The organism is Roseicyclus salinarum (genome assembly GCF_029624655.1).
GTDB lineage: Bacteria > Pseudomonadota > Alphaproteobacteria > Rhodobacterales > Rhodobacteraceae > Roseibacterium > Roseibacterium salinarum.
Genome location: NZ_JARRSA010000015.1, coordinates 34,874 through 59,149 on the forward strand (window position 1 = coordinate 34,874; position 24,276 = coordinate 59,149).

A 24,276-nucleotide genomic window follows, 5' to 3' on the forward strand; every position below is an offset into this window, starting at 1 on the left:
ACACAGGCGCGCATGGCCCGCCGCGATCATCTGCCCCCCCGGCGCGTGCCATGCGGGGCCGAGCATGAGCGCGAGCACACCGCGCGTGACCGCCATCGGGCCGAAACGACGCCCCCTCCCCGGACGCCGGGCCGGCAGGCCCATGCCCCATTTCGGGGGCCCGCGATGATCGCGGGCGAACGGCATGACCTTCTCGCGCCGTGCCATCGCCGTCACATCCGGAACACGCCGAAGCGCGTCTCGCCGATGGGCGCGTTCAGCGCCGCCGAGAGCGACAGGGCCAGCACCTCGCGCGACTTGCGCGGGTCCACGATGCCGTCGTCCCAGAGGCGCGCCGAGGCGTAGAGCGGGTGCGACTGGCGCTCGAACATCTCGATCGTGGGCCGCTTGAACTCCGCCTCGGCCTCGGCGGACCAGTCCTCGCCCGCCTTCTCCATCGCCGCGCGCTTGACGGTGGCCAGAACCCCCGCCGCCTGCGCCCCACCCATGACCGAGATGCGCGAATTGGGCCATGTCCACAGGAACCGGGGCGAATAGGCGCGCCCGGCCATGCCGTAGTTTCCGGCCCCGAAGGAACCTCCGACCAGCATCGTGATCTTCGGCACCGAGGTCGTCGCGACGGCCGTGACCATCTTCGCGCCGTGGCGCGCGATGCCCTCGTTCTCGTAGCGCCGCCCCACCATGAACCCGGTGATGTTCTGCAGGAACACGAGCGGCGTCTTCCTCTGCGAGCAGAGTTCGACGAAATGCGCGGCCTTCTGGGCGCTTTCGCTGAACAGCACGCCGTTGTTGGCGACGATGCCGACGGGCAGGCCCATCACCTCGGCGAAGCCCGTCACGATGCTTTCGCCGAACCGCGGCTTGAACTCGTCGAACCAGCTGTCGTCGACAATGCGCGCGATGACCTCGCGGATGTCGTAGGGCGTCGAGGGCGAGGCGGGCACCACGTCGAACAGCTCCTCGGGGTCGTGGGCGGGCGGGCGACCGCCGAGAACCGGACCCGCGCCCCCGGCATCGCCGAGCGACGCCACCGCCCGCCGCGCCAGCGCGAGGGCGTGCGCATCGTCCTCGGCGAGGTAGTCCGCCACTCCCGAAAGCCGCGTGTGAACGTCGCCGCCGCCGAGGTCCTCCGCGCTCACGACCTCGCCCGTCGCGGCCTGCACCAGGGGCGGGCCGGCGAGGAATATCGTCCCCTGCTCCTTCACGATGATCGTGACGTCCGACATCGCGGGCACATAGGCGCCCCCGGCGGTGCACGATCCCATGACCACCGCGATCTGCGCGATCGCCTTCGCGCTCATCCGGGCCTGGTTGAAGAAGATGCGTCCGAAATGGTCACGGTCGGGAAAGACCTCGTCCTGCTGAGGCAGGTTCGCCCCGCCCGAATCCACGAGGTAGATACAGGGCAGCCGGCATTCCTCTGCGATCTCCTGCGCGCGGAGGTGCTTCTTGACCGTCATGGGGTAGTAGGTGCCGCCCTTCACGGTGGCGTCGTTGCACACGACCACGACCTCTCGGCCCATGACCCGGCCGATGCCCGCGATGACCCCGGCGGCGGGGGCTGCGCCGTCATACATCCCGTGCGCCGCCGTCGCTCCGATCTCGAGGAAGGGCGATCCGGGATCGAGCAGGTTCGCCACCCGCTCCCGCGGGAGCATCTTGCCGCGCGAGACGTGGCGGGCGCGGGCCCTCTCGCCGCCGCCCGCGGCCGCGAGCGCGGCGGCGTCCTCGGCCGCGCGCAGCGCCTCGAGATGCGCGGCGCGGTTGGCGCGGGCCTCCTCGGACCCCGCGACGAGCGACGAGCGGAGCCTCACGAGCGGTACTCCGGGTTCTCGAAGCCAAAGCGCGCGCCCGCGCCCCAGGCGTTGCGGTCGTTGCCCTCGTTCGGCAGGCCGCCCGCGTCCTTCAGCAGTCGCGCCATGTGCATCAGGTTCCACGTCATGATGGTCGTGTTCCGCTTGGTGAAGTCATTGTCGAAGCCGACGCGCCCGCCCCTGCCGTCGTCGTCGCCGTAGGACGGGCCGGGCCCCGCCTCGCCGATCCAGCCGCAGTCCGCCTGCGGCGGGATGACGTAGCCGAGGTGATTGAGCGCGAAGCCCACGCTCATGGCGACATGCTTGATGCCGTCCTCGTTGCCGGTGACGGCGGTGCCGCCGACCTTGCCGTAGAAGACGGACTGGCCCTTGTCGTTCAGAAGACCCGACATCGCGTAAAGCCGTTCTATCAGCACCCTGCAGACCGAGCTCTCCTCGCCCAGCCAGATCGGCGTGCCCACGACGAGGATGTCCGCCGCACCGACCGTCTCCCAGAGTTTCGGCCAGTCGTCGCGGTCCCAGCCATGCTCGGTCATGTCGGGGTAGACGCCGGGCGGGACGTGGTGATCGAGCATGTGCAGCCGCTCCACCGCGACACCCTGCCCCTCCATGATGCGCGCCGAAGCATCGAGCAGAAGCTGCGTGTGGCTGTCCTTCGCGCTCTTCTTGAGGGAGGTGTTGACGTAGACGGCCTTCAGGCCTCGGAAGTCGCTCATGTCGCGGGCTCCTCGTCCAGGGTTTCGGGATCGACCGCCACCGCGCGGCCGCGGGCGTCGTATGCGCCCAGCCACCGCGCCCCGCCCTCGGGCTCGCAGGTCACGACCAGCCGCACGCCATCGACGGGCGAGGGCCGCGCATAGCAGTCGGTGCGCGCACCGCCCGTCTCGGCGACGTAGTCTTCCGCGGCGGCCTCGATGATCTCGGTCTCGCTCGGCACCCGCGCGTCGACGCCAAGCCTGACCCCCACCGCAAGCGCGATGGTCACGAGACCGGCAAGGGGCAGTGCGATGCCGCGTCTCATGCCGCCCTCACCGCTCGGGGTCCTTCTTGATCTCGCGGATCTCGCGGTCGAGGAAGTAGCTGATCGCCGAGCGGATCACGACGAGCAGGGCAAGGAAGACAAGGTCCTCCAGCCGGAGGCTCAGCGCCGTGTGGATGATGTCCGACACGATCAGCAGCTCCAGCCCCGACAGGATGTAGCGGCCAAGCTCCACCCGCTCGCGGTTGATGATCTTGGCGCGCGTCGGTTCTCCCCGCCGGACCTCGGCCGTGACGAAGCCGATCAGGAAACGCACGGCGCCGATCAGCATGACCGCGATCGCCAGAAGGTCGATGATCGCCGAGACCCATTCCAGCAGGTGCACGAGAGCCGCAAGATCCGTGTGCAGGATCCCTTCGCTCTGTTCCATGTCGCCGAAGCCCTCCATCCCGCGTCATCCCGTGGCCGCCATCAACTCCCTTCCGACCAGCATACGCCGGATTTCCGACGTGCCCGCACCGATTTCCATCAGCTTGGCGTCGCGGAACATGCGCGAGACCGCGCTGTCGTTCATGAACCCCGCTCCGCCCATCGCCTGCACGGCCTGGTGGGCGACCTTCATGCCCTCCTCGGAGGCGTAGAGGACGCAGGCGGCCGCGTCCTGCCGCGTGACCGCGCCCCGGTCGCAGGCCTTGGCGACCTCGTAGGCATAGGCGCGGGCAGAGTTCATCGCCGTGTACATGTCGGCGATCTTGCCCTGCATGAGCTGGAAGTTCCCGATGGGCTGTCCGAACTGGTGACGCTCCTTCATGTAGGGCATGACCTCGTCGAGGCAGCCGGCCATGATGCCGATGTTGACGCCCGACAGCACGACGCGCTCGTAGTCGAGGCCCGACATCAGGACACGCACGCCCTTGCCTTCCTCGCCAAGGACGTTCTCGAAGGGCACCTCGACGTCCTCGAAGACCAGCTCCGCCGTGTTCGAGCCCCGCATCCCCAGCTTGTCGAAATGGGGCGAGGTGGAAAACCCCTTCATCTCCTTCTCGATGAGGAAGGCGGTGATGCCCCTGGACCCCGCCTCGGGGTCGGTCTTGGCATAGACCACGAGCGTGTCGGCGTCGGGTCCGTTGGTGATCCAGTATTTCGTGCCGTTCAGGACGTAGCGGTCATTTCGCTTCTCGGCCCTCAGCTTCATGCCCACGACGTCCGAGCCCGCGCCCGCCTCGGACATGGCCAGCGCGCCCACATGCTCGCCCGAGACCAGCCGGGGCAGGTATTTCCGCTTCTGCTCGGGCGTGCCGTTCAGCTTGATCTGGTTGACGCAGAGGTTGGAATGCGCGCCGTAGGACAGGCCGACCGAAGCCGAGGCGCGGCTGATCTCCTCGACCGCGACCGTGTGGGCGAGATAGCCCATGCCGGCGCCGCCGAACTCCTCGTCCACGGTGATCCCGAGCAGGCCCAGCTCGCCCAGCTCGCGCCACAGCTCGTTCGGGAACGCATTGTCGCGGTCGATTGCGGCCGCCATCGGCTTCACCCGCTCCTGCGCCCAGCGATGCACCATCTCGCGCAGCGCGTTCACGTCGTCGCCCAGATCGAACGTCATCGAGGCCATGAACATGGCACCCGCCCTCCCCTTAATTGAACGGTTGTTCATTTAATAGGCGCCGCGCGCCGTCCTGTCAAAGGATTCGGGCGCTCGCCCCCCCCACGCCGATGGCCCGTTGCGCCCATGCGCCGATGCCGCGATGGTGCGCGCCGCGAACACCACCTGCGGACGGACCCCGGACAAATGCTGCGCTTCCATATCCACGACGTCTTCACCACGCGGCCCTTCGCGGGAAATCCGCTCGCCATCGTGGAGGGGGCCGACGCCCTGACCGACGCGCAGATGCAGACCATCGCGCGGCAGTTCAACCTGTCCGAGACGATCTTCCTCCAGCGCCCCGACGACCCGGCCCACACCGCGAAGGTCCGAATCTTCACGCCCGGCGCCGAGATCCCCTTCGCCGGCCACCCGACCATCGGCTGCGCCCTGTTTCTCGCCGCGCGCGACGGCCTTTCGCACGTCACGCTCGAGGAGGTCGCGGGCCTCGTTCCCGTGACGATCGCCGATGCCGCGGAGGGCCCCGTGGCCGAATTCACCGCCCCGCGCCTTCCCGCGCGCATCGGCCGGACGCCCGCGCCCGCCACCGTCGCCGCCGCGATCGGCCTCGCCGAAGGCGACATCGGCCCCCATGCGCCCGGCGCATTCGAGGGCGGGCCCGCGTTCCTGTTCGCACAGGTGACGGATCTGGACGCGCTGGCGCGCGCAAGGCCCGCCGAACCGGGATGGAGCGCCCTTCTGGACGAGACCGCGATCGATGACCGGGGACGCTCTCCGGTGGGCCTCTATGTCTACGCGGCGGACGCGCAATGCGACTACCGCGGCCGGATGTTCGCACCGCACGACGGCATCCCCGAGGACCCCGCCACGGGGTCTGCCACGGCGATCCTGTCCGCCCAGCTCCTCGCCAACGGGGCGCTGCGGGACGGAAGCAACGTCCTCGCCCTTCGGCAGGGCGTCGAAATGGGACGCCCGAGCGCGCTTCGCCTGACCGTGGAGGTCGCCGCAGGCGCGCTTCGCGAGATCCGCGTGGCCGGCGCCTCCCGTCCCGTGGCCGAGGGTACGATCCGCGCGCCGGACGCCCGAGGATGACGCCCCGCCTTTCCCGATCGCGGCCGGGGGCCTATATCGGGCATCATGATTGGTGATCTGCTCCGCCGCCTGACGGCGCCCGAACCCGAACCGCTGCCCTTCGACGACGCGCGCCTCGCGCTTGCGGCGCTCCTTGTGCGCATCGCGCGCGCCGACGGCGACTACGAGACCATCGAGGTCAGCCGCATCGACGCCGTGCTCGGCGCACGCTACGGCCTGACCCCGTTCGAGGTCGGCAAGCTGCGCGGCGAGGCCGAGGCGCTCGAGGCCGAGGCGCCCGACACCGTCCGCTTCACCCGCGCGATCAAGGACGCCGTGCCCTACGACGACCGCGTGAAGGTCATCGAGACGCTTTGGGAGATCGTGCTGGCGGACGGCGCGCGCGACCACGAGGAGGACGCGATCATGCGCCTCGTGGCCCCGATGCTGGGCGTCGGCGACCGCGATTCGAACCTCGCGCGGCAACGGGTCGAAGCCGGGCGGGGATGATCGCGACCCTGCCGATGTATCTTCGGCCCGAGACGAGGGACGCGACGGACGGGTTCTGGGCGCTGATCCGCGACAGCCTGCGCGACCGCGGCGTGGACGCGCCCGACGGGCTCGATCACGCCATGTCGCCGACGCAGGCATGGGCGCGAAGCGACCTCGTTCTCTCGCAGATCTGCAACCTGCCGCACCGGCTCGGGTTTTCCGGCATGGTCACGCTGGTCGCGGCGCCGGACCTGGGCCTGCCCGACGCGCCGCCCGGCACCTACTACAGCGTTCTCGTCGCTCACGCGGACGACCCGCGCGGGACGCTGGCCGACTTCGCGGGCGCGACCCTCGCCATCAACGGTGCCGACAGCCAGTCGGGCTGGGGCGCACCCGCGGCGGCCGCCGCCGCGGCGGGGATCGCGTTCGGGCGCGCTTGCGCGACCGGCGCCCATTCCGCAAGCGCCCGCGCCGTCGCCGCGCGGCGCGCGGACATCGCCGCGCTCGATGTGGCGAGCTGGCGCATGATCCGCCGCTGGGACGCTTTCGCCCGCGATCTCCGCGTCATCGGGCGCACCCCGTCCACGCCCGCGCTCGCCTACGTCACGGCCGCCGGCACCGACCCCGCACCGCACCGCGCCGCGCTGGCCGAGGCCTTCGCCGCCACCTCCCCCGAGATGCGCGGGATGCTCGGCCTCGCCGGCATCCTCGACCCCGATCCGGCGGGATACGCGGCCCTTCCGGTTCCCGCGCCGCCGCCCGCATAGGCAAAAACCGCTGCATTTGCCGCGTTTTGCCGCTTTCCGTTGCGGAAAGGTGCACAGGGGAATTGCATTTGCCCGCTTCATTGGCGCAAATTCCGGCGGATGACAGGGGGCAACGACCAGACGTGACCGACGCAAACGATCCGGTGATCGAGATCACCGGCCTCCACAAGAGCTTCGGCGCCCTTCACGTCCTGCGCGGCGTCGACCTGACGGCGCGGGCGGGCGACGTGGTGTCGCTCATCGGATCCTCGGGATCGGGAAAGTCGACGCTCCTGCGCTGCGCCAACCTTCTGGAAGACAGCCAGAGCGGCGAGATCCTGTTCGAGGGCGAGCCGGTCGCGTGGCGCGGCACGGGCCCGTCGCGCCATCCCGCCGACCGCGAGCAGGTGCGCCGCATCCGCACGAATCTTTCCATGGTGTTCCAGCAGTTCAACCTGTGGGCCCACATGACCATCCTTCAGAACGTCATGGAGGCGCCCGTCACGGTGCTGGGCGAGGACCCGCGCGAGGTCGAGGACCGGGCGCGCGGTCTTCTGGACAAGGTCGGCATCGGCGAGAAATGCGACGCCTGGCCGGCACAGCTTTCGGGCGGCCAGCAGCAGCGCGCGGCCATCGCGCGCGCGCTCTGCATGCAGCCGCGCGCGCTTCTTTTCGACGAGCCGACCTCGGCGCTCGACCCCGAACTCGAACAGGAGGTGGTGCGCGTGATCCGCTCCCTCGCCGAGGAGGGCCGCACCATGATCCTCGTCACCCACGACATGCGCATGGCGCGGGACATCTCCGGCCATGTCGTGTTCCTCCACGAGGGCCGCGTCGAGGAGGAAGGCCCCCCGGACCGCCTCTTCGGCGCACCCTCCTCGCCGCGCCTGCGGCAATTCCTCAGTCATGGCCAGGCGGCCTGACGGGCCGAGGCAGAACACTTACCGGGAAACCAGGGAGACCACCCATGAAACATCTGATCCTCACCGCCGGGATGCTGGCGATCTCCGCCGGCGCGGCGGCCGCCCAGGACACCGTCCGCATGGGCACGGAAGGCGCCTATCCTCCGTACAACTTCATCAACGACAACGGTGAAGTCGACGGCTTCGAGCGCGTTCTCGGCGACGAGATCTGCGCGCGCGCCCAGCTGTCGTGCGAATGGGTCACGAACGACTGGGACTCGATCATCCCGAACCTGACCTCGGGCAACTACGACACGATCATCGCCGGCATGTCGATCACCGACGAGCGTGACGAGGTCATCGACTTCACCCAGCCCTACATCCCGCCCGCCTCCTCGCTCTACCTCGCCATGGACGAGGACGCCGACCTCGAAGGCGGCGTGATCGCGGCGCAGACCAACACGATCCAGGCGGGCTACATCGCCGAGACCGGCGCGACCCTGATCGAGTTCGCGACCCCTGACGAGACGGTTGCCGCCGTGCGCAACGGCGAGGCCGATGCGGTCTTCGCCGACGGCGACTACCTCCTGCCGATCGCCGCGGAAGATGCCGATCTCATGATCGTGGGAGACCCCGTCCAGCTCGGTGGCGGCGTCGGCATGGGGATGCGCGAGGGCGACGAGCGCCTCGCGGCCTTCGACGAGGCCATCACCTCGATGAAGGAGGACGGCTCGCTGAACGCGCTGATCCTCGAATGGTTCGGCGAGGAAGCCCAGCTCTGGCCCTCCGAAGAGGAAGGCGGCCGCTGATCACGGCAGTCGACGACGGGCGGGGGCGCCGCAACGCGCCCCCCCTCCTTCATCTTTCCTGAAAATACGCAAGATCCGCCGCCGGCCAAAGGGCCCCGATGTTCGAGTTCTGCACCGATCCCGACACGCTCGACACCGTCCGCTGGTTCGGATGCTACCTGACCAATGGCGCGCATTTCCTGTTCTACCAGTCCTTCCTGGTGGTCTTCGCGCTTCTGGCCGTCACCGCGCCCACCGCGCTCGCGTTCGGCTTCGCCGCCGCCGCCGCCTCGCGCTCGCCGCTGCTGCCCGTCTCGCTGCTGGGCCGGGGCTATACCGCCATGGTGCGCGGCGTGCCCGACATCGTCTTCTTCCTGTTCTTCATCCTCGTCCTCGATCAGGGCATCGAGTATCTGCGCCACCAGATCGCCTGTCCCGACTGGACCGAGGATATCCGGCAGGGCGCGAACTTCCTCGTCTGCCCCGAGGCGCGCACGCCGCAGGGCGACGCGCCGCAATGGGTGCACGAAACCTACGGTTTCGCGCTTGCGGTCTTCACCTACGCCATCGTCTTCGGCGCGTTCTGCGGCAATGTCCTCTTCGGGGCCATGCGCGCCGTCCCGCGCGCCCAGCTCGAGACCGCGGAGGCCTACGGCATGTCGCGCCGCCAGGTCTTCTGGCGCATCCTCGTGCCGCAGATGTGGATCTTCGCGCTGCCGGGCCTGTCCAACATCTGGATGATCCTCATCAAGGCCACGCCGCTCCTGTTCCTGCTCGGCATCGAGGACATCGTCTACTGGGCGCGCGAGCTGGGCGGGTCGCGCACCTCGGCCTACCAGTACCCGCATCCCGACTGGCGGTTCTGGTATTTCCTCGCCCTCCTGATCTTCTACCTCGCCTTCACGCGGGTCTCCGAGATCGTGCTGAAGCGCCTGACCGAGCGTCTCAGCCACGGCCAGGCCACCGCCGCGGGCGAAGAGATGCGGAGGGCCGGCGCATGACGGACCGCACCGCCGGACCCAGGCCACCCGCGCGGAGGGCCGCGCGATGACCTGCGCCGAGGCGTTCCAGGCCTATGCGCTGCGCGCGCTCGGCATCGGCGAGCGGCTGCTGCCGCGCGCGGATATCGGGCTTTGCGAACAGATCGTCCTGATCGGCTCGGGCATGATCTGGAACGTCTACTTCGCCGTCCTGTCGCTGTCGCTGGGCTTCGTGTTCGCCGTGGCGCTCGCTCTCGCCAAGAACTCGCCGCGGCGCGTCCTGCGCAAGCCCGCGGAATGGTTCATCTTCGTCTTCCGCGGCTCGCCGCTCTTCATCCAGTTCTTCATGGCCTACGAGGCCTTCGTGCTGCTGCCGCGCCTGGGCGTCGAGTTCACGTTCCTCGGCATCGCCATCGAGGCCGAGACGCGCTGGCTCGCGCGGGCCTGGCTCGGGGCGCTGATCGTGCTGTTCCTCAACACCTCCGCCTATTCCGCCGAGATCTTCTACGGTGCGCTTCGGGCGGTTCCGCGCGGCGACCTCGAGGCGGCGGACGCCTACGGGCTGTCGGGCTGGAAGAAGTTCAGGCGCGTGGTCTTTCCCACCACCATGCGCCTCGCGTGGCCCGCGTACACCAACGAGGCGATCTTCCTGTTCCACTCCACTGCGCTGGTCTTCTTCTCGTCGTTCCCCGCCTTCCAGCAGAAGGGCGACGCGCTTTACTATGCGAGCTATTTCGCGGACCGGACGTTCAACCCCTTCGTGCCCTACCCGATCGTCGCGGTCTATTTCGTGGCCTTCACACTCGTCATCATCGCGGTGTTCGGCGCGATCAACCAGCGGCTGAACCGCCACCTTCCGCAGAACGCGCGCCCGCGCCTGCGCTACCGTCCCCAGCTCATCCGCTAGCGGCAGGCTGCCGGCATGGCTTGCCGTTTCCCGCGCGCCGCTTCATAGCTTTCGCATCATGAAGGACTATCTCGACCAGCATCCCGAAATCGCCTCGGTCCGCACCGTGGCGGCGGACCTCAACGCGCAGCCGCGCGGCAAGCGCGTGGCGCGGCGCTACGCCGACAAGGTGATCACCGAAGGCACGCGGTTCCCCTACTCGGTCATGAACCTCGACATCTGGGGCGAGGACATCGACGACAGCCCGCTGGTGTTCCGCGCGGGCGATCCCGACGGCGTGCTGATGCCGACCGAACGCGGCTTCCTGCCCATGCCGTGGCTCACGAGCCCCACGGCGCTCCTGCCGATCTGGATGTTCCACGAGGACGGCGCGCCCTACGACGGCGATCCGCGGCAGGCGCTCGCCCGCGTGGTCGAGCGCTACAAGGCGCGCGGACTGACGCCCGTGGTCGCGACCGAGCTGGAATTCTACCTCATCGACGACAAGGGCGCCGCGCCGCGCGTGCCGCCCTCGCCGCGTTCGGGCAAGCGGCGTCACCAGGCCGAGATCCTCGCGCTCAGGCAGCTCGACGCGTGGGACCAGTTCTTCACCCGGCTCTACGAGGCCTGCGAGGCGATGGACATCCCCTCCGACACCACGATCTCCGAGGCGGGGCCCGGCCAGTTCGAGATCAACCTGATGCACCAGGCCGACGCGCTGAAGGCGGCCGACGACGCGTGGCTCTTCAAGCTTCTGGTCAAGGGCCTCGCGCGGCAGTTCGGCGTCGCGGCAAGCTTCATGGCGAAGCCCTACGCGGACTATGCCGGCAGCGGTCTGCACGCGCATTTCTCGATCCTCGACGCGGACGGCGAGAACATCTTCGACGAGCGGCGTCCCGGCGGCGAGGCGCGGCTCGGTCACGCCATCGCGGGCTGCCTCGCGGCGATGCCGGGATCCATGCTGATCTTCGCGCCCCATTCCACGAGCTACGACCGTTTCGTGCCCGGCGCGCACGCGCCGACCGGCATCGCCTGGGCGCACGAGAACCGGACGACCGCGCTTCGGGTGCCTTCGGGCGGGGCCGCCGCGCGTCGGATCGAACATCGCGTGGCGGGCGGCGACATCAATCCCTACCTCTTTCTCGCCGCGATCCTCGGCGCGGCCCTGAACGGGCTGGAGGACGAGACGCCGGCGCAACCGCCGATCACCGGCAACGCCTATTCGCAGAACCTGCCGCAGCTTCCCTCGACCTGGGAGACGGCGATCACGGCCTTCGACAGAAGCCCCGAGATCCGCCGCATCTTCACACCGACGCTGGCCGAGAACTTCCTCGCCACCAAGCGGCAGGAACTTCACTACATGGCGCAGCTTTCGAACGACGAGCGCATCGAGCTTTATCTCGACACGGTCTGACCGCTCAGAGCGGGATTTCCCCGAAGCGGTCCCTCAGGATCTCGGCCGAGGCGCGCAGGCCCTCCGTCTCGCGCGCGTCGAGGTCCGGCCAGAGCGTCGCCGAGACGCCGTCCCGCCCCACGATGCGCGGCAGCGACAGGGCCACCTCGGCCACGCCGAGGACGTCCTTCTCGACGGTCGAGACCGAAAGGACCGCCTGTTCGTCGTCGGCCACCGCGCCCACGATCCGCGCAAGGCCGCCGCCGATGCCATACCAGGTCGCGCCCTTGCCCTCGATGATGGTGTAGGCCGCGTTGCGCACGCCCCCGTCGATACGCTCGCGCACGTCGCGCGTCAGCGCCGAGCCGACCTGGGCCGCGAACTCCGTCAGCCCGACCGACCCGACGCGCGCGTTGGACCAGGCCAGCACCTCGCTGTCGCCATGCTCGCCGAGGACATAGGCGTGCACCGACCGCGGCGAGATGCCGAGGTGGCGCCCCAGAAGCCAGCGGAACCGCGCGGTGTCGAGGATCGTGCCGGACCCGATCACCCGGCCCGGCGGCAGGCCCGAGATGGCCTGCGTGATCTGGCCCATGATATCGACGGGATTGGAGGCGACCAGAAGGATGGCGTCGGGGCAGACCTTCATGACGTCGCCCACAACGGACCGGAAGACGGCGGCATTGCGTTCGAGCAGGGCAAGGCGCGTCTCGCCCGGCTTCTGCGAGACGCCGCAGGCGAGGATCACGATCCCCGCGCCCGCAAGATCGGCATAATCGCCGTGCCGCACGATGGCGGGCGCGGCGAAGGGCACGGCGTGGGCGATGTCCTCGGCCTCGGCCCGCGCACGGGCGGTGTCGATGTCCACGAACACGATCTCGCCCGCCCTGCCCTGCTGGATCAGCGCGAACCCGGCGGCCGAGCCGACCATGCCCGCGCCCACGATACCGACCTTCATGGCGTCCTCCGTCACGGCTGCTCGGGCATCTCACCACGAAAGCGCCCGCGGCAGAACCCCGAAGCGGCGCGCAACCGGCCCCCACTTGTGCCGGCTGCCGCGCGCGCCTAGCTTGGCGGCACAATCACACGAGCAATTCATGATCATCGGCATCCTGCAGACCGGCCACCTGCCCGAGGCGATCTCGGAGCGAGAGGGCGAATATTCCGACATGTTCCAGCGGCTCCTCGGCGGCCGCGGGTTCGAGTTCCGCGTGTTCAACGTCGTGGACATGGAGTTCCCGGACGGCCACGGGGCCGCCGACGCCTGGCTCATCACGGGCTCGAGGCATGGCGCCTACGAGGATCTTCCGTGGATCGCCCCGCTCGAAGAGCTGATCCGCGGGATCCGCGATGCGGACAAGCCGCTGGTCGGCATCTGCTTCGGCCACCAGATCGTCGCGCAGGCCCTTGGCGGCAAGGTCGTCAAGTTTCCCGGCGGCTGGGCGCTGGGGCTTCGGCGCTACCGCATAGGCGACGCCGAGGTGCAGCTGCACGCCTGGCACCAGGACCAGGTGGTCGAACTGCCCGAGGGCGCGACCGTGCTCGGCCGCGGCGACGCGACGGCCTACGCGATGCTGGCAGTCGGCGAGCGCATCCTGACGATCCAGCCGCATCCCGAATTCGAACGCCCCGTCGTCGAGGGCCTGATCGAGCATCGCGGCGGCGCGATCGAACCGACGCTGGTCGCGGCGGCCGCGGCCAGCCTCGATGCCCGGAACGACAACGCGGCCATCGGCCGCTGGATGGGCGACGTGCTGCAGGGCGCGCCTGCGACGCGCGTGCCCGAGGCGATCACTTCAACGAAGGCCGAAGCATGAGCGCGATGGCGGACCTGATCGGACGGCTGCCGCCGATCGCACAGAACTGGCTTGGCGGGCGGTCGCTCGACGAGGTGGAATGCATCGTGGCCGACATCGCGGGCGTGGCGCGCGGCAAGGCGATGCCGGGCCTGAAATTCGCGCAGCAGACGCGCTTCTACCTGCCGAACTCGATCTTCTTCCAGACGATCACCGGGGACTGGGCGGACAAGGCCGTGAGCGACGGCTTCACCGAACCCGACATGATCCTGACGCCCGACTACTCCACCGCGATGCCCGCGCCTTGGACGGCGGACTGGACGCTTCAGGTGATCCACGACATCGACGACCAGGAAGGCCGTCCCGTGCCCTTCGCGCCGCGCAACGTATTGCGCCGCGTGGTCGAGCTGTACGCGGCCCGTGGCTGGACGCCCATCGTCGCCCCCGAAATGGAGTTCTACCTCGTCGCGCCGAACACCGACCCCGCGCGCGAGATCGAACCGCCGATCGGCCGCTCGGGCAGGCGCGCCGCCGCGCGTCAGGCCTATTCGATGAGCGCGGTGGACGAATACGGCCCCGTCATCGACGACATCTACGACTTTGCAGAAGCCCAGGGACTCGAGATCGACGGCATCCTTCAGGAGGGCGGCGCGGGCCAGATCGAGCTGAACCTGCGGCACGGCGATCCGGTGCGACTGGCCGACGAAATCTTCTATTTCAAGCGGATGATCCGCGAGTCTGCGCTCCGCCACGACTGCTACGCCACCTTCATGGCCAAGCCGATCGAGGGCGAGCCCGGCTCGGCCATGCACATCCACCATTCCGTGGTGGACACGAAAACCGGCCAGAACATCTTTTCGAACGCCGACGGCAGCGAGACGCCGGCCTTCATGCACTTCATCGGCGGGCTGCAGCGGCACCTGCCCTCGGTCATCGCGCTGCTCGCGCCCTACGTGAACAGCTACCGCCGCTACGTCCCCGACTTCGCCGCCCCGATCAACCTCGAATGGGGACGCGACAACCGCACCACCGGCCTGCGCGTGCCGGTCGCGGACGCGGCCTCGCGGCGCGTCGAGAACCGCCTGCCGGGCATGGACACCAACCCCTATCTCGGCATCGCCGCATCCCTCGCCTGCGGCTATCTCGGACTTGTGGAAGCGACCGATCCCGGCCCGGTCTGGACCGGCGACGCCTACAAGGGCACCGACGCGATCCCCAAGGGCCTCGGCTCGGCGCTGGAGTTGTTCCGGGCGAACGCCTCGATCCAGGAGGTTCTGGGCACCGAGTTCTGCCACGTCTACAGCGCCGTCAAGGAACTGGAGCACCGCGAATTCCTCCAGGTCATCAGCCCGTGGGAGCGGGAGCACCTTCTCCTGAACGTCTGATCCACCGGGACCGGAGCCCATGAACCCGCTCTACCGCAACGACCGACCGGGCGTGCACGCGCCGTCATGGTATGCCGCGAGCCTGCCCCCGCCGCCCCGGCGCGCGCCGCTCGACGGCGATGCGCGGGCCGATGTGGCGGTCCTCGGCGCGGGGTTCACCGGGCTCTGGGCCGCGCTGACGCTCGCGCGGGCGGGGCGGCGGGTCGTGGTGCTGGACGCGCACCGGGCGGGCTTCGGCGCGTCGGGCCGGAACGGCGGCCAGATCCATTCGGGCTTCAACAAGCCTCAGAGCTGGCTGGCCGGAAAGCTCGGCCCGGACCGCGCGCGCGCGCTCTGGGACCTGTCCGAGGCCGCCAAGGACCAGCTTCGCGACTTCTGCGCGGCCCATGCCCCCGAGGCCGCGTTCCGCCCCGGTATCGCGCATGGTGAATACAGTGCGGGCGACCTTCACCACCTGAGCGCGGAGGCCGAGTTCCTCGAGCGCGAGTATGGCTACCGGACCAGCATCCTGGAGGGCGACGATTTCCGGGCGCTGGTGAAATCGCCGCTCTATGTCGGGGGTGGCGTCGATCCGGGCGGCGGACATTTCCATCCGCTCGCCTACGCCTTCGCGCTCGCCCGCGAGGCCGAAGCCGCCGGCGCCGTGATCCACGAAACGACGGAGGTCACGGCGATCCGTCCGGGTGCGCCCGTGCGCCTCGAGACGGCGGCCGGCACCGTCACGGCGGACCACGCCATCATCGCCGGCAACGGGTATCTGCCCGGACTTCTGAAGCCGGTCGCCGCGCGGGTGATGCCGATCAACTCCTTCATCGCCGCGACCGAACCCCTGCCGGACCGCTGGACCGAGGTGCTGGCCGAGGACATAGCCGTCGCGGATTCGCGCTTCGTGGTGAACTACTACCGCTTCTCGGAGGATCGCAGGTTCCTCTTCGGCGGGCGCGAGAGCTATTCCATCGGCTTCCCCAGCGACATCTCGACCGCCCTGATCGCACGGATGGAGACGCTGTTCCCGCAGCTGAAGGGCACGCCCGTGACGCATGTCTGGGGCGGCTCGCTCGCCGTCACCACAACCCGCCTTCCGCATGTCGCGCGGGTGGGCCACGGCATCCTGTCGGGCGCGGGCTTCTCGGGACAGGGCGTGGCCCTTTCGGGCATGGCTGGACGGGTCATGGCCGAGGCCGTGCTGGGGCAGCAGGATGGCCTCGCCACGTTCGAGGCCCTGCCGGTCCCGACCTTCCCCGGTGGCGCGGCGTTCCGGGCGCCGCTTCTGACGCTTGCGATGACGTGGTTCTCGCTGCGCGACCGCCTCGGCGTCTGAGCCGACGGCCTGACGCGCCGGAAACCGATGCAGCCGTGCAACTCCATCGCACCCCGCGGACGACGAGCCTGCGGGCCGCGGCCATTCCGACTCGCCCGCAGCGCGTTAAGAGTGTAAGTTTTCCGAAATGGGACATTTCAAAAAGGTGAAACCATGGCGCTCGCACCCAATGTCTACGACGCCGAACCGATCCCCGAGGCCGCGCGGGCCGAGATCGACCGCCTGCTGAAATCGGGCGACCTTTTCCGCTACACCGCGCCGCAGGACGCGCCCGTGGCGCTGCTGGAGCGGGAATTCGCCGACCTGATGGGCGTGAAATACGCGCTCGCGGTCTCGTCCTGCTCGGCCGCGATCTTCCTGTCGCTCCGCGCCCTCGACCTCGCGCCCGGCGCGAGGGTGCTGATCCCGGCCTTCACCTTCGCCGCGGTGCCCTCGGCGGTTGTCCACGCCAATTGCCAGCCCGTTCTCGTGGAAGTGTCGGACAACTACCGCATCGACATGGATGACTTCGCGGCGCGCCTCGACGACGACATCTCTGCCGTGATCATCAGCCACATGCGCGGCCACACCTCGGACATGGACGCCATCATGGCGCTGTGCGACCTCCGCGGCATCCCCGTGATCGAGGACGCGGCGCATTCGCTCGGCACGCTCTGGCACGGGCGCAAGATCGGCACGATCGGGGCCATCGGCTGCTTCTCGTTCCAGTCCTACAAGCTGGTGAACGCCGGTGAGGGCGGCATCCTGATCACCGACGACGCCGATCTCGCGGCGCGCTGCGTGATCATGTCCGGCGCCTACGAGCACAACTGGAAGAAGCACAAGGGCCCCGACGGCCAGAACGATCCCGAGCTGGCCGAGGCCTTCGCGCGCTGGCAGAACATGCTGCCCCTCTACAACATGCGGCTTCAGAACCTGTCGGCCGCCGTGATCCGCCCGCAGCTGCCCGAGGTGGCGCGCCGGGTCCGCGACGGCCGTGCCAACCACGACTACGTCGCCGGTCGCCTGAACGTCTCGCCGTGGCTCGAGGTGCCCGACGCGCTCGGCCCCGAGGAGCGCGCGCCCGACTCGATCCAGTTCAACCTCGTGGACGTGCCGAGCGACGCCCACGCGACGGCCTTCGCCGAGGCCGCGGCGGCCCGCGGTGTGAAGGTTCAGGTCTTCGGCCTGTCGACCGACAACGCGCGCGCCTTCTGGAACTGGAAGTTCATCCCCGGCGAGACGCCGGACCTGCCGCGGACGCGCGCCATGCTGATGCGCGCCTGCGACGTGCGCCTGCCCGCACGCCTCAAGAAGCCCGAGCTGGACGTCATCGCCGAGGCGCTTCTCGCCGCGGCGGAAGAGGTCATGGGGGAAGAGGCGCGGGCCTACGGCACCTGAGGCGCCCCGTCCTCACATCTTGCTGAGCTTGGTCTGAAGCTCGGCAAGCTGCTTCTTGATGTCGGCCAGTTCGTCTTCCGAAGACGGCTCGGCCGCATCCTCGCTGTCGTCGGGCGAGGGTCCCGACCAGCTTTTCCCGACACCGCCCGTCATCGCCTTGAAGAACGCCTCCTGCTGGGCGCGCATGGCGTCGAAACCGGGCATGGAGGCCATCGGGTTCATTGCGGTCATGTTCTCGACCATCTTCGACTGCCCCTGCTTGAGCATCTCGAAGCTCATGGCGAGGAAGTCGGGCACCACGGATTGCGCCTGGGTCGTGTAGCTGCGCACGAGGTCGGTCAGGACACCGATCGGAAGCACGCTTTCGCCGCGGCTTTCGTGCTCGGCGACGATCTGGAGAAGGTATTGCCGGGTCAGATCGTCCCCGGACTTGAGGTCGACGATCTTCACCTCGCGGCCTGCGCGGATGAAACCCGCGATATCCTCGAGCGTGACGTAGTCGGACGTCTCGGTGTTGTAGAGGCGCCTGCTTGCATAGCGCTTGACCAGAAGCGGTCCGTCGGACGTTCCTGCGCGTGTCGCCTTGGCGTTGCCCATGGCCTGCCCTCCCCTCTCCTGCGATGCAGCATCGCTGAGCCTACGCCCATGATGGCAAAAAGCAATCGGGTTCTGCGGGGGCGAGATGCACCCATGCGAAGAAGGGCGGACCCGGTGGGCCCGCCCTTCCCGTGTTCATGCCGACGGGGAGGACGTCGGCACGAAACCATGACGCCTTTCGGCGATTACTTCGCGGCGGCCTTCTTGGCGACCGAGGTCACTTCGGCGGTCGCCTTCTTGACGGCTGCCGTCGCTTCTTCGGAAGCTTCCTTGCCTGCCGCCATCATCAGCTCGACCGTCTCCATCTGGACCTTCTTCGCGACTTCGGCGAAGGCAGCCATGGTCTCGGCGGTCATCTCGGCCTGTGCAGAGGCGAAATCGGTCATCGACTTGGTGTAGTCGGTGGGCTCTGCCTTCACGGCGGTGACGTCGCCGACCTTGGCGAGCGTGTCCTTCGTCCACTTCGACGAGATCTCGGTCGACTTCTCGGCGGCGTCGAGAACGACCTTCGACATCTTCTCGCCCATCGCGGCCGAGGTCTTGAACGCGTCGTTGTAGGCCGACATGTCCATCGGGAACGAGCCCATCATGTCGGTGAACATCTTGGTGTAGTCAGGGGTCTTCACGGCCATCGGTATCTCCTTTGCCAGCGCGCGTAGCGGTTCATGCTGCGATTGCGTCATATATGAATGCTGCGGCGCAGAAAGTCAAGCATTTGCTGCACCGCAGCATGACCCAGCGGAAGGAGAAGCTTTGGCGATTGTTTTCAGACGTTTGTCTTTTCGAGAACATAGGTTCCGGGCGCTGCGGCCATGACCGGATAGCCCGCCTCGCCCGGAATTCTGGCGGGAACCTGCCTGCCGGACCGACTCGCGAGCCACTCGCCCCATCGCGGCCACCACGACCCTTCGTGGTACTCAGCCGCCGCCAGCCATTCCTCTGGCGCGCCCGTCACCTCGGGGTTGGTGTAGTGGCCGTATTTCTTCTTGGAGGGCGGGTTCACGATCCCCGCGATGTGGCCCGATTCCGACAGCACGAAGGTCTTGTTGCGGGACCCCATCTGCGTGATCCCGCGGAAGCTGTCCTTCCATGCCGCGATGTGATCGGTCTCGCAGGCCACGGCATAGACCGGGATGTCCACGTCCCTGACCGACAGCGTCTCGCCGAACATCTCGAAGCCGCCCTCGCACAGCGCATTGGCCTGGCAGAGGCCGCGCAGGTACTGCACGGCCATTTTGCCCGGAAGATTGGTCGAGTCCCCGTTCCAGTAGAGCAGGTCGAACGCGGGTGGCGCCTCGCCCATCATGTAGCTGCGGATCGCGGGCCCGTAGACGAGGTCCTTGGCGCGCAGGAACGAGAAGGTCTTGGACATGTAGTGGCTGTCGAGGATGCCTTCGGCCTGCACCTGCCGTTCGATGGCGTCCACGAAATCGTCCTGCAGGAAGACCGTGAACTCGCCCTGGTCCGAGAAATCGGTGAGGGTGGTGAAGAAGGTCGCGGACTTGATCGGCTTTTCCTTACGCTTCTTCAGAAGCGAAAGGGTCGCGGCCAGCGTGGTGCCCGCGATGCAGTAGCCGATGACGTTGACCTGAGGCTCCTCGGTGATCTCGCGGGCGACGCGGATCGCCTCGAGATAGCCCTCCTCGATGTAGCCCTCGAGGCCGGTATCCGCGAAGCTCGCATCGGGGTTCTTCCAGCTGACGACGAAAAGCGTGAACCCCTGCTCGACGATCCACTTGATCAGGCTGTTCTGGGGCTTGAGGTCGAGGATGTAGAACTTGTTGATCCACGGCGGGAAGATGACGAGCGGCGTGCGGTGCACCGTCTCGGTCACGGGCGCATACTGGATCACCTCCATCAGGCGGTTGCGGAACACGACCGAACCCTCGGTGGTGGCGATGTTGCCGCCCACCTCGAAGGCGTTGGGGTCGGCCAGCGTCGGCAAAAGCTCGCCCTGGTGGCTTTCGATGTCGCGGACCATGTTCTCGAGGCCCTGCACGAGGCTTTCGCCCTCGGTCTCCACCGCCCGCTCCAGCGCGTCGGGGTTCGTGGCGAGGTAGTTCGTGGGCGAAAACAGATCGATGATCTGGTTGGCGAAGAACGAGACGCGGGCCTTGTCCCGCGGGTCCAGCCCCTCGAGGCGCGAGACAGCCTCCTCGATGGCCTTCGCGCCCAGAAGGTACTGGTTCTTCACGAAGCTGAAATAGGGATGCGTCTTCCACAGCGGGTTGGCGAAACGCTTGTCGGCCGGCGCGTCGGCCTCGTCCTGCGCCGCCGCGGCCTGCCCCTGCGACATGCTTTGCTGCATCTCCAGGAAATGCGTCAGCGTGCTGCTCCAGTATTGGACCTGGTGCTCCATGAGTCGCGCGGGGTTGGTCATCGCCTCCTGCCAGTAGGCCATGCCAGCCTTGAGATAGAGGTCGTGTCCGGGCCCCTCGAGGCCCACGTCGCCCGACGACCTGCGCGACAACGCGGCGACGAGTCGTTTAGACAATTCCTCTACCCTGACGAGATTCTGGTTCAGACGATCGAGGTTCTCGCCCATGCCCTGCTCTTCCCCCTGCATGTCGCCGTCACTTTCTGTCACCTTGATTTCGTCCCGCTTTTACGTCATTGCAGCGTAGCAATGCCGCGGTGAGGGGGCAAAGCGACGATTTGAACCGGACGCGAAATCCGCCTGTCCGGCGAGCCGCCCTCCGAGGCAGGAGAAAGACATGCGATACCTTCTCACCTACGACTACATGGAGTCCATGCGCGTCACGAACCAGTGGCTGGGCTCGACCGCCCGCGCCATGTGTTCGTTCCCGCAGCTGGGCATCTTCGCCAACCCCGCGATCCAGATGACCGCGGCCTGGGGCGAGGTCGCCGAACGCAGCTTCGCCCGCATGGCTGTCAAGCCCGACTGGGGCATCTACTCCGTTCCCGCCGACGACGGCCGCGACCACACCGTTTCCGTCGAGAAGGTGGTTCGCCGCCCCTTCGGCGATCTTATCCGCTTCAACGTGCAGGGGCGCGCGCCCACGGGCCGCAAGGTCCTGCTGGTCGCGCCGATGTCCGGTCACTACGCCACTCTCCTGCGTTCGACCGTCCTCAGCCTGCTGCCCGATTGCGACGTCTACGTCACCGACTGGCACAACGCGCGCGACATCCCCGTGAGCGAAGGCAAGTTCGATATCGAGGATTACACCCTCTACCTCGTGGACTTCATGCGCGAGATGGGCCCCGACACGCACGTCATCGCCGTTTGCCAGCCCGCGCCCCTTGCGCTGGCCGCCACCGCCTACCTCGCCGAGGAGGAACCCGCAGCCCAGCCGCGCACCCTCACGCTGATCGGGGGGCCGATCGACCCCGACGCCGCGGCGACGGACGTGACCGACTTCGGCCGCCGGGTCACGATGGGCCAGCTGGAGCGCTACGTCGTGCAGCGCGTGGGCTTCAAATACGCAGGCGCCGGACGGATGGTCTATCCCGGCCTGCAGCAGCTGACGTCCTTCATGGCGATGAACGCCGAGAAGCACGCACGCGCCTTCACCGACCAGATCATGCGCGTGGCCAAGGGCGAAGCGTCCGACCACGACAAGCACAACAAGTTCTACGACGAATACCTCGCCGTGATGGACATGACGGCCGAATTCTACCTCTCGACGGTGGAACGGATCTTCAAGGGCCTCGAGATCGCGAAGAACGAGTTCACGGTGGCCGGCAAGCGCGTGGACATCGGCAAGATCACCACCGTCGCGGTCAAGACCGTCGAGGGCGGGCAGGACGACATCTCGGCGCCGGGCCAGTGCGTCGCCGCGCTGGACCTCTGCACCGGCCTGCCCGACTCCAAGAAGGCGACCTATCTCGAGCCCAATGCAGGTCATTACGGGATCTTCGCGGGCCGCAGCTGGCGCGACAAGATCAGGCCGCTGGTCCTCGACTTCATCGACGCCAACTGCGACGTGCCCAAGTCTCCGGTGAAGGGCGTGGCGGCACGCTGACCACGCCCTGACATGGGCGCCGCCACGGAATCGCGGCCGTTCCCGTCCCCTCGATCAGGATGCGGCGAACGGACGCCTGCTCGAGGACGACGGATGGGAGCGGCGCAGGACCGTCGCCCCCCTGGCATTCCGGCTTGAGGCCCGCCGCACCACACGGCACGGCAGCCACACCGACGCCGGTCAGGGCACGCGGCAGGTCAGGGCGCGCGGCCGGTCGCCATCCAGCGCCGCATCGAGACCCGGAATGGCGCCGACGGGGCGTTTGGGGATTGTGCTTTTCGAATTTTTCTCTGCTCGGAAAGGCCCAATCAGGCTATCTTTGCACAGATTAATTACAATTATATCACATTTTCAGGCTTGCGCGCCGATCCCCTCACGACCAGCTCCGCCGCAACCTCGGTGACACGGCCGGGCGGCTGTCCCCGCTCGATCTCCGCCACCAGGATCTCCACCGCCGCCGTCACCATGCGGTCTACGGGCTGCCTGACGGTGGTGAGGTCGTAGGCCTTCCAAGCCGCCGGCGGCACGTCGTCGTAACCGACGACCGAGACCGCGCCCGGCACGTCGATGCCCATTGCGTGGCGCACCTCGTCAAGCACACCCAGCGCCATGTGGTCGTTCGCCACGAATATCGCGTCCGGGGGCTCGGGTCCCGACAGCATCGCCCGCGCCGCCGCCGCCGCGCGCTCGCGGTCGAACCCGCCATCGGCCAGCGCGTGGACCCCGCGCCCCGCCGCCTCCAGCGCCGCGCGGAACCCCTCCCAGCGGTCCACGCCGGTCGAGGCCGTCTGAAGCCCGCTGATATGGGCGATCCGCTCGTGCCCGCCCGCGATGAGGAACTCGGCCACCGCCGCGCCCCCTGCGCGGTTGGCCGACGTCACGCTCGACAGGCCCGACCCAGGCAGGCCGCGGTTGAACAGGACAACGGGCAGCCCCGCCGCCCTGCACCGCGCCACCAATTCGTCCGACAGGTGCACCGACGCCGTGACCAGCCCGTCGACCTGGTAGTCCATCAGTTCGCCGACCACGCGCTCGACGTCCCCCGCGTGCCCGCCCCCCGCCGCGTGGAACACGAGGATGTGGTAGCCGCGCGACTCCAGCGCCGCGGACAACGCCTCGAGCGCCGCCGGGTAGAACGGGTTCTCGAGGTAGCCCACGACCAGGCCCACCATCCGCGTCCGACCGGTGATGAGCGACCGGGCCAGCACGTTCGGCCTGTAGCCCAGCTCGTCCGCGGCCTTTCGGACCCGGTCGGCCATCGCCTTCGATACGCTGGCGCCCGGCGTGAAGACGCGGCTCACGGCGCTTTGGCTGACGCCGGCCCTGCGCGCCACATCGGTCGCCGTCGCCCGCCGCTCGGACATGCGCCCTCTCAGCCCGCCGTCCAGCCGCCATCGACCATCAGCGCGGTCCCCGTGACCAGCGCCGAGGCGTCGGAGGCAAGATAGACGACCGCGCCCATCACGTCCTCCAGCCGCCCGACGCGGCCGAGCTTGATCTTGCCCTCGATCCAGGCGCGCTTTTCGGGGTCCGCGAAGGTGGCCTCGGTAAGGGGCGTGCGGATGAAGGTCGGGCAAATCGTGTTCACGCGGATGCCGCGCGGCCCCCACTCGATCGCCATCGCCTTGGTCATCCCCTCGACGGCGTGCTTCGAGGCGCAGTAGACCGCCCGGTCGATACCGCCCACATGGCCCATCTGGCTGGAGATCTGGATGATCGAGCCCGACCGCCGCATCCGCCGCGCGGTCTCCTGCGCAAGGACGTAGGCGGCCTTCACGTTGACGGCCATGACGGCGTCGTAATCGGCCTCGTCGGTGTCGAGCGCGGGCGCGTGCCGCGCCGTCCCGGCGGAGTTCACCATCACGTCCAACGGCCCGACCGCGTCGAGCGCGCGGACGACCGCGCCGCGGTCGGTGACGTCGAAGACGAGCGGCTCCGCCGACAGCCCGGCCTCGACCATGTCCCCGAGGCTCGACGCAAGCTCCGCCTCGCCGCGCGCGGCGACGACGACATGCGCCCCGGCCTCGGCCAGGGCCACGGCGGCGGAAAGGCCGATGCCGCGCGATCCGCCTGCCACGAGCGCGCGCCGGCCATCGAGCCTGAAGGACGGCGTCCGGGGCAAGCTCATGTCATGTCCTCCGTCTCGCGGTGGGGGCGCCG

The 24,276-nt window shown here is 68.5% G+C and carries 24 protein-coding genes; 13 read left to right on the forward strand and 11 right to left on the reverse strand.

All coding sequences use genetic code 11. The features are described from left to right. Positions 1–212: 212 nt before the first annotated feature. Genes P6F26_RS11705 through P6F26_RS11725 form a run of 5 tightly spaced genes read right to left on the reverse strand, consistent with a single transcriptional unit; the run spans position 213 to position 4,411 of the window. Complete coding sequence (locus P6F26_RS11705; protein ID WP_278028873.1) at positions 213–1,814, reverse strand: carboxyl transferase domain-containing protein; 1,602 nt, start codon at positions 1,812–1,814, stop codon at positions 213–215. Further along, the gene (locus P6F26_RS11710; RefSeq protein ID WP_278028874.1) at positions 1,811–2,530 is read right to left on the reverse strand and encodes a flavodoxin family protein; all 720 of its coding nucleotides are present in this window, start codon (positions 2,528–2,530) and stop codon (positions 1,811–1,813) included. Before P6F26_RS11710 ends, P6F26_RS11705 begins: the two co-directional genes overlap by 4 nt. Beyond that, a complete protein-coding gene (locus tag P6F26_RS11715; RefSeq protein WP_278028875.1) occupies positions 2,527–2,835 on the reverse strand; it encodes a hypothetical protein in 309 nt (102 codons plus the stop codon). Before P6F26_RS11715 ends, P6F26_RS11710 begins: the two co-directional genes overlap by 4 nt. A gap of 7 nt (positions 2,836–2,842) precedes the next feature. Beyond that, positions 2,843–3,241, reverse strand: coding sequence for a DUF1622 domain-containing protein (locus tag P6F26_RS11720; RefSeq protein ID WP_278028876.1), 399 nt, complete (start codon positions 3,239–3,241; stop codon positions 2,843–2,845). Between the two features lie 6 nt (positions 3,242–3,247). Beyond that, positions 3,248–4,411 (reverse strand): isovaleryl-CoA dehydrogenase, encoded by a 1,164-nt coding sequence (locus P6F26_RS11725; RefSeq protein WP_278028877.1) that lies wholly within the window; start codon positions 4,409–4,411, stop codon positions 3,248–3,250. Between the two features lie 171 nt (positions 4,412–4,582). Between P6F26_RS11725 and P6F26_RS11730 the strand changes: the two genes are divergently transcribed. The 8 genes from P6F26_RS11730 (at position 4,583) to P6F26_RS11765 (ending at position 11,675) form a co-directional block, all read left to right on the forward strand. Continuing rightward, positions 4,583–5,488, forward strand: coding sequence for a PhzF family phenazine biosynthesis protein (locus P6F26_RS11730; protein WP_278028878.1), 906 nt, complete (start codon positions 4,583–4,585; stop codon positions 5,486–5,488). A 45-nt stretch (positions 5,489–5,533) separates the two neighbouring features. After that, complete coding sequence (locus tag P6F26_RS11735; RefSeq protein ID WP_278028879.1) at positions 5,534–5,977, forward strand: tellurite resistance TerB family protein; 444 nt, start codon at positions 5,534–5,536, stop codon at positions 5,975–5,977. Continuing rightward, the gene (locus tag P6F26_RS11740; RefSeq protein ID WP_278028880.1) at positions 5,974–6,726 is read left to right on the forward strand and encodes a PhnD/SsuA/transferrin family substrate-binding protein; all 753 of its coding nucleotides are present in this window, start codon (positions 5,974–5,976) and stop codon (positions 6,724–6,726) included. Before P6F26_RS11735 ends, P6F26_RS11740 begins: the two co-directional genes overlap by 4 nt. Before the next feature lie 122 nt (positions 6,727–6,848). After that, positions 6,849–7,628: an ABC transporter ATP-binding protein gene (locus P6F26_RS11745; RefSeq protein ID WP_278028881.1), complete on the forward strand. Its 780-nt coding sequence runs from the start codon at positions 6,849–6,851 to the stop codon at positions 7,626–7,628. A 44-nt stretch (positions 7,629–7,672) separates the two neighbouring features. Continuing rightward, positions 7,673–8,416 carry a transporter substrate-binding domain-containing protein gene (locus P6F26_RS11750; protein WP_278028882.1) on the forward strand — a complete coding sequence of 248 codons (744 nt, stop codon included), beginning with the start codon at positions 7,673–7,675 and terminating at the stop codon, positions 8,414–8,416. A gap of 98 nt (positions 8,417–8,514) precedes the next feature. Continuing rightward, complete coding sequence (locus tag P6F26_RS11755; RefSeq protein WP_278028883.1) at positions 8,515–9,396, forward strand: ABC transporter permease; 882 nt, start codon at positions 8,515–8,517, stop codon at positions 9,394–9,396. A gap of 46 nt (positions 9,397–9,442) precedes the next feature. After that, a complete protein-coding gene (locus P6F26_RS11760; RefSeq protein ID WP_278028884.1) occupies positions 9,443–10,282 on the forward strand; it encodes an ABC transporter permease in 840 nt (279 codons plus the stop codon). A gap of 58 nt (positions 10,283–10,340) precedes the next feature. Continuing rightward, positions 10,341–11,675 carry a glutamine synthetase family protein gene (locus P6F26_RS11765; RefSeq protein ID WP_278028885.1) on the forward strand — a complete coding sequence of 445 codons (1,335 nt, stop codon included), beginning with the start codon at positions 10,341–10,343 and terminating at the stop codon, positions 11,673–11,675. 4 nt (positions 11,676–11,679) lie between these two features. Here P6F26_RS11765 and P6F26_RS11770 read toward each other — a convergent pair whose 3' ends face one another. After that, positions 11,680–12,612, reverse strand: coding sequence for an L-lactate dehydrogenase (locus tag P6F26_RS11770; RefSeq protein WP_278028886.1), 933 nt, complete (start codon positions 12,610–12,612; stop codon positions 11,680–11,682). Positions 12,613–12,751: 139 nt separating this feature from the next. Here P6F26_RS11770 and P6F26_RS11775 point away from each other — a divergent pair, with 139 nt between their 5' ends. The 4 genes from P6F26_RS11775 (at position 12,752) to P6F26_RS11790 (ending at position 17,536) form a co-directional block, all read left to right on the forward strand. Then, on the forward strand, positions 12,752–13,471 hold the full coding sequence (locus tag P6F26_RS11775) for a type 1 glutamine amidotransferase (RefSeq protein ID WP_278028887.1): 720 nt from the start codon (positions 12,752–12,754) through the stop codon (positions 13,469–13,471). Positions 13,472–13,476: 5 nt separating this feature from the next. Then, positions 13,477–14,835 carry a glutamine synthetase family protein gene (locus tag P6F26_RS11780; protein ID WP_278028927.1) on the forward strand — a complete coding sequence of 453 codons (1,359 nt, stop codon included), beginning with the start codon at positions 13,477–13,479 and terminating at the stop codon, positions 14,833–14,835. Between the two features lie 19 nt (positions 14,836–14,854). Continuing rightward, on the forward strand, positions 14,855–16,156 hold the full coding sequence (locus P6F26_RS11785) for an NAD(P)/FAD-dependent oxidoreductase (RefSeq protein ID WP_278028888.1): 1,302 nt from the start codon (positions 14,855–14,857) through the stop codon (positions 16,154–16,156). A 153-nt stretch (positions 16,157–16,309) separates the two neighbouring features. Beyond that, entirely contained in the window at positions 16,310–17,536 is a 1,227-nt protein-coding gene (locus P6F26_RS11790; RefSeq protein ID WP_278028889.1) for a DegT/DnrJ/EryC1/StrS family aminotransferase, read from the forward strand. 12 nt (positions 17,537–17,548) lie between these two features. On the opposite strand, the gene phaR is transcribed toward P6F26_RS11790, so the two are convergent. The 3 genes from phaR to phaC form a co-directional block, all read right to left on the reverse strand. Then, positions 17,549–18,133: a polyhydroxyalkanoate synthesis repressor PhaR gene (phaR, locus tag P6F26_RS11795; RefSeq protein ID WP_278028890.1), complete on the reverse strand. Its 585-nt coding sequence runs from the start codon at positions 18,131–18,133 to the stop codon at positions 17,549–17,551. A 185-nt stretch (positions 18,134–18,318) separates the two neighbouring features. After that, positions 18,319–18,765: a Phasin gene (locus P6F26_RS11800; RefSeq protein ID WP_278028891.1), complete on the reverse strand. Its 447-nt coding sequence runs from the start codon at positions 18,763–18,765 to the stop codon at positions 18,319–18,321. A 134-nt stretch (positions 18,766–18,899) separates the two neighbouring features. After that, positions 18,900–20,699 (reverse strand): class I poly(R)-hydroxyalkanoic acid synthase, encoded by a 1,800-nt coding sequence (gene phaC, locus P6F26_RS11805; RefSeq protein WP_278028928.1) that lies wholly within the window; start codon positions 20,697–20,699, stop codon positions 18,900–18,902. A 148-nt stretch (positions 20,700–20,847) separates the two neighbouring features. Here phaC and phaZ point away from each other — a divergent pair, with 148 nt between their 5' ends. Then, positions 20,848–22,116: a polyhydroxyalkanoate depolymerase gene (gene phaZ, locus P6F26_RS11810; RefSeq protein WP_278028892.1), complete on the forward strand. Its 1,269-nt coding sequence runs from the start codon at positions 20,848–20,850 to the stop codon at positions 22,114–22,116. Between the two features lie 338 nt (positions 22,117–22,454). On the opposite strand, the gene P6F26_RS11815 is transcribed toward phaZ, so the two are convergent. After that, positions 22,455–23,480, reverse strand: coding sequence for a LacI family DNA-binding transcriptional regulator (locus P6F26_RS11815; RefSeq protein ID WP_278028893.1), 1,026 nt, complete (start codon positions 23,478–23,480; stop codon positions 22,455–22,457). Between the two features lie 8 nt (positions 23,481–23,488). Next, positions 23,489–24,244 (reverse strand): SDR family NAD(P)-dependent oxidoreductase, encoded by a 756-nt coding sequence (locus P6F26_RS11820; protein WP_278028894.1) that lies wholly within the window; start codon positions 24,242–24,244, stop codon positions 23,489–23,491. Positions 24,245–24,276: the final 32 nt, after the last annotated feature.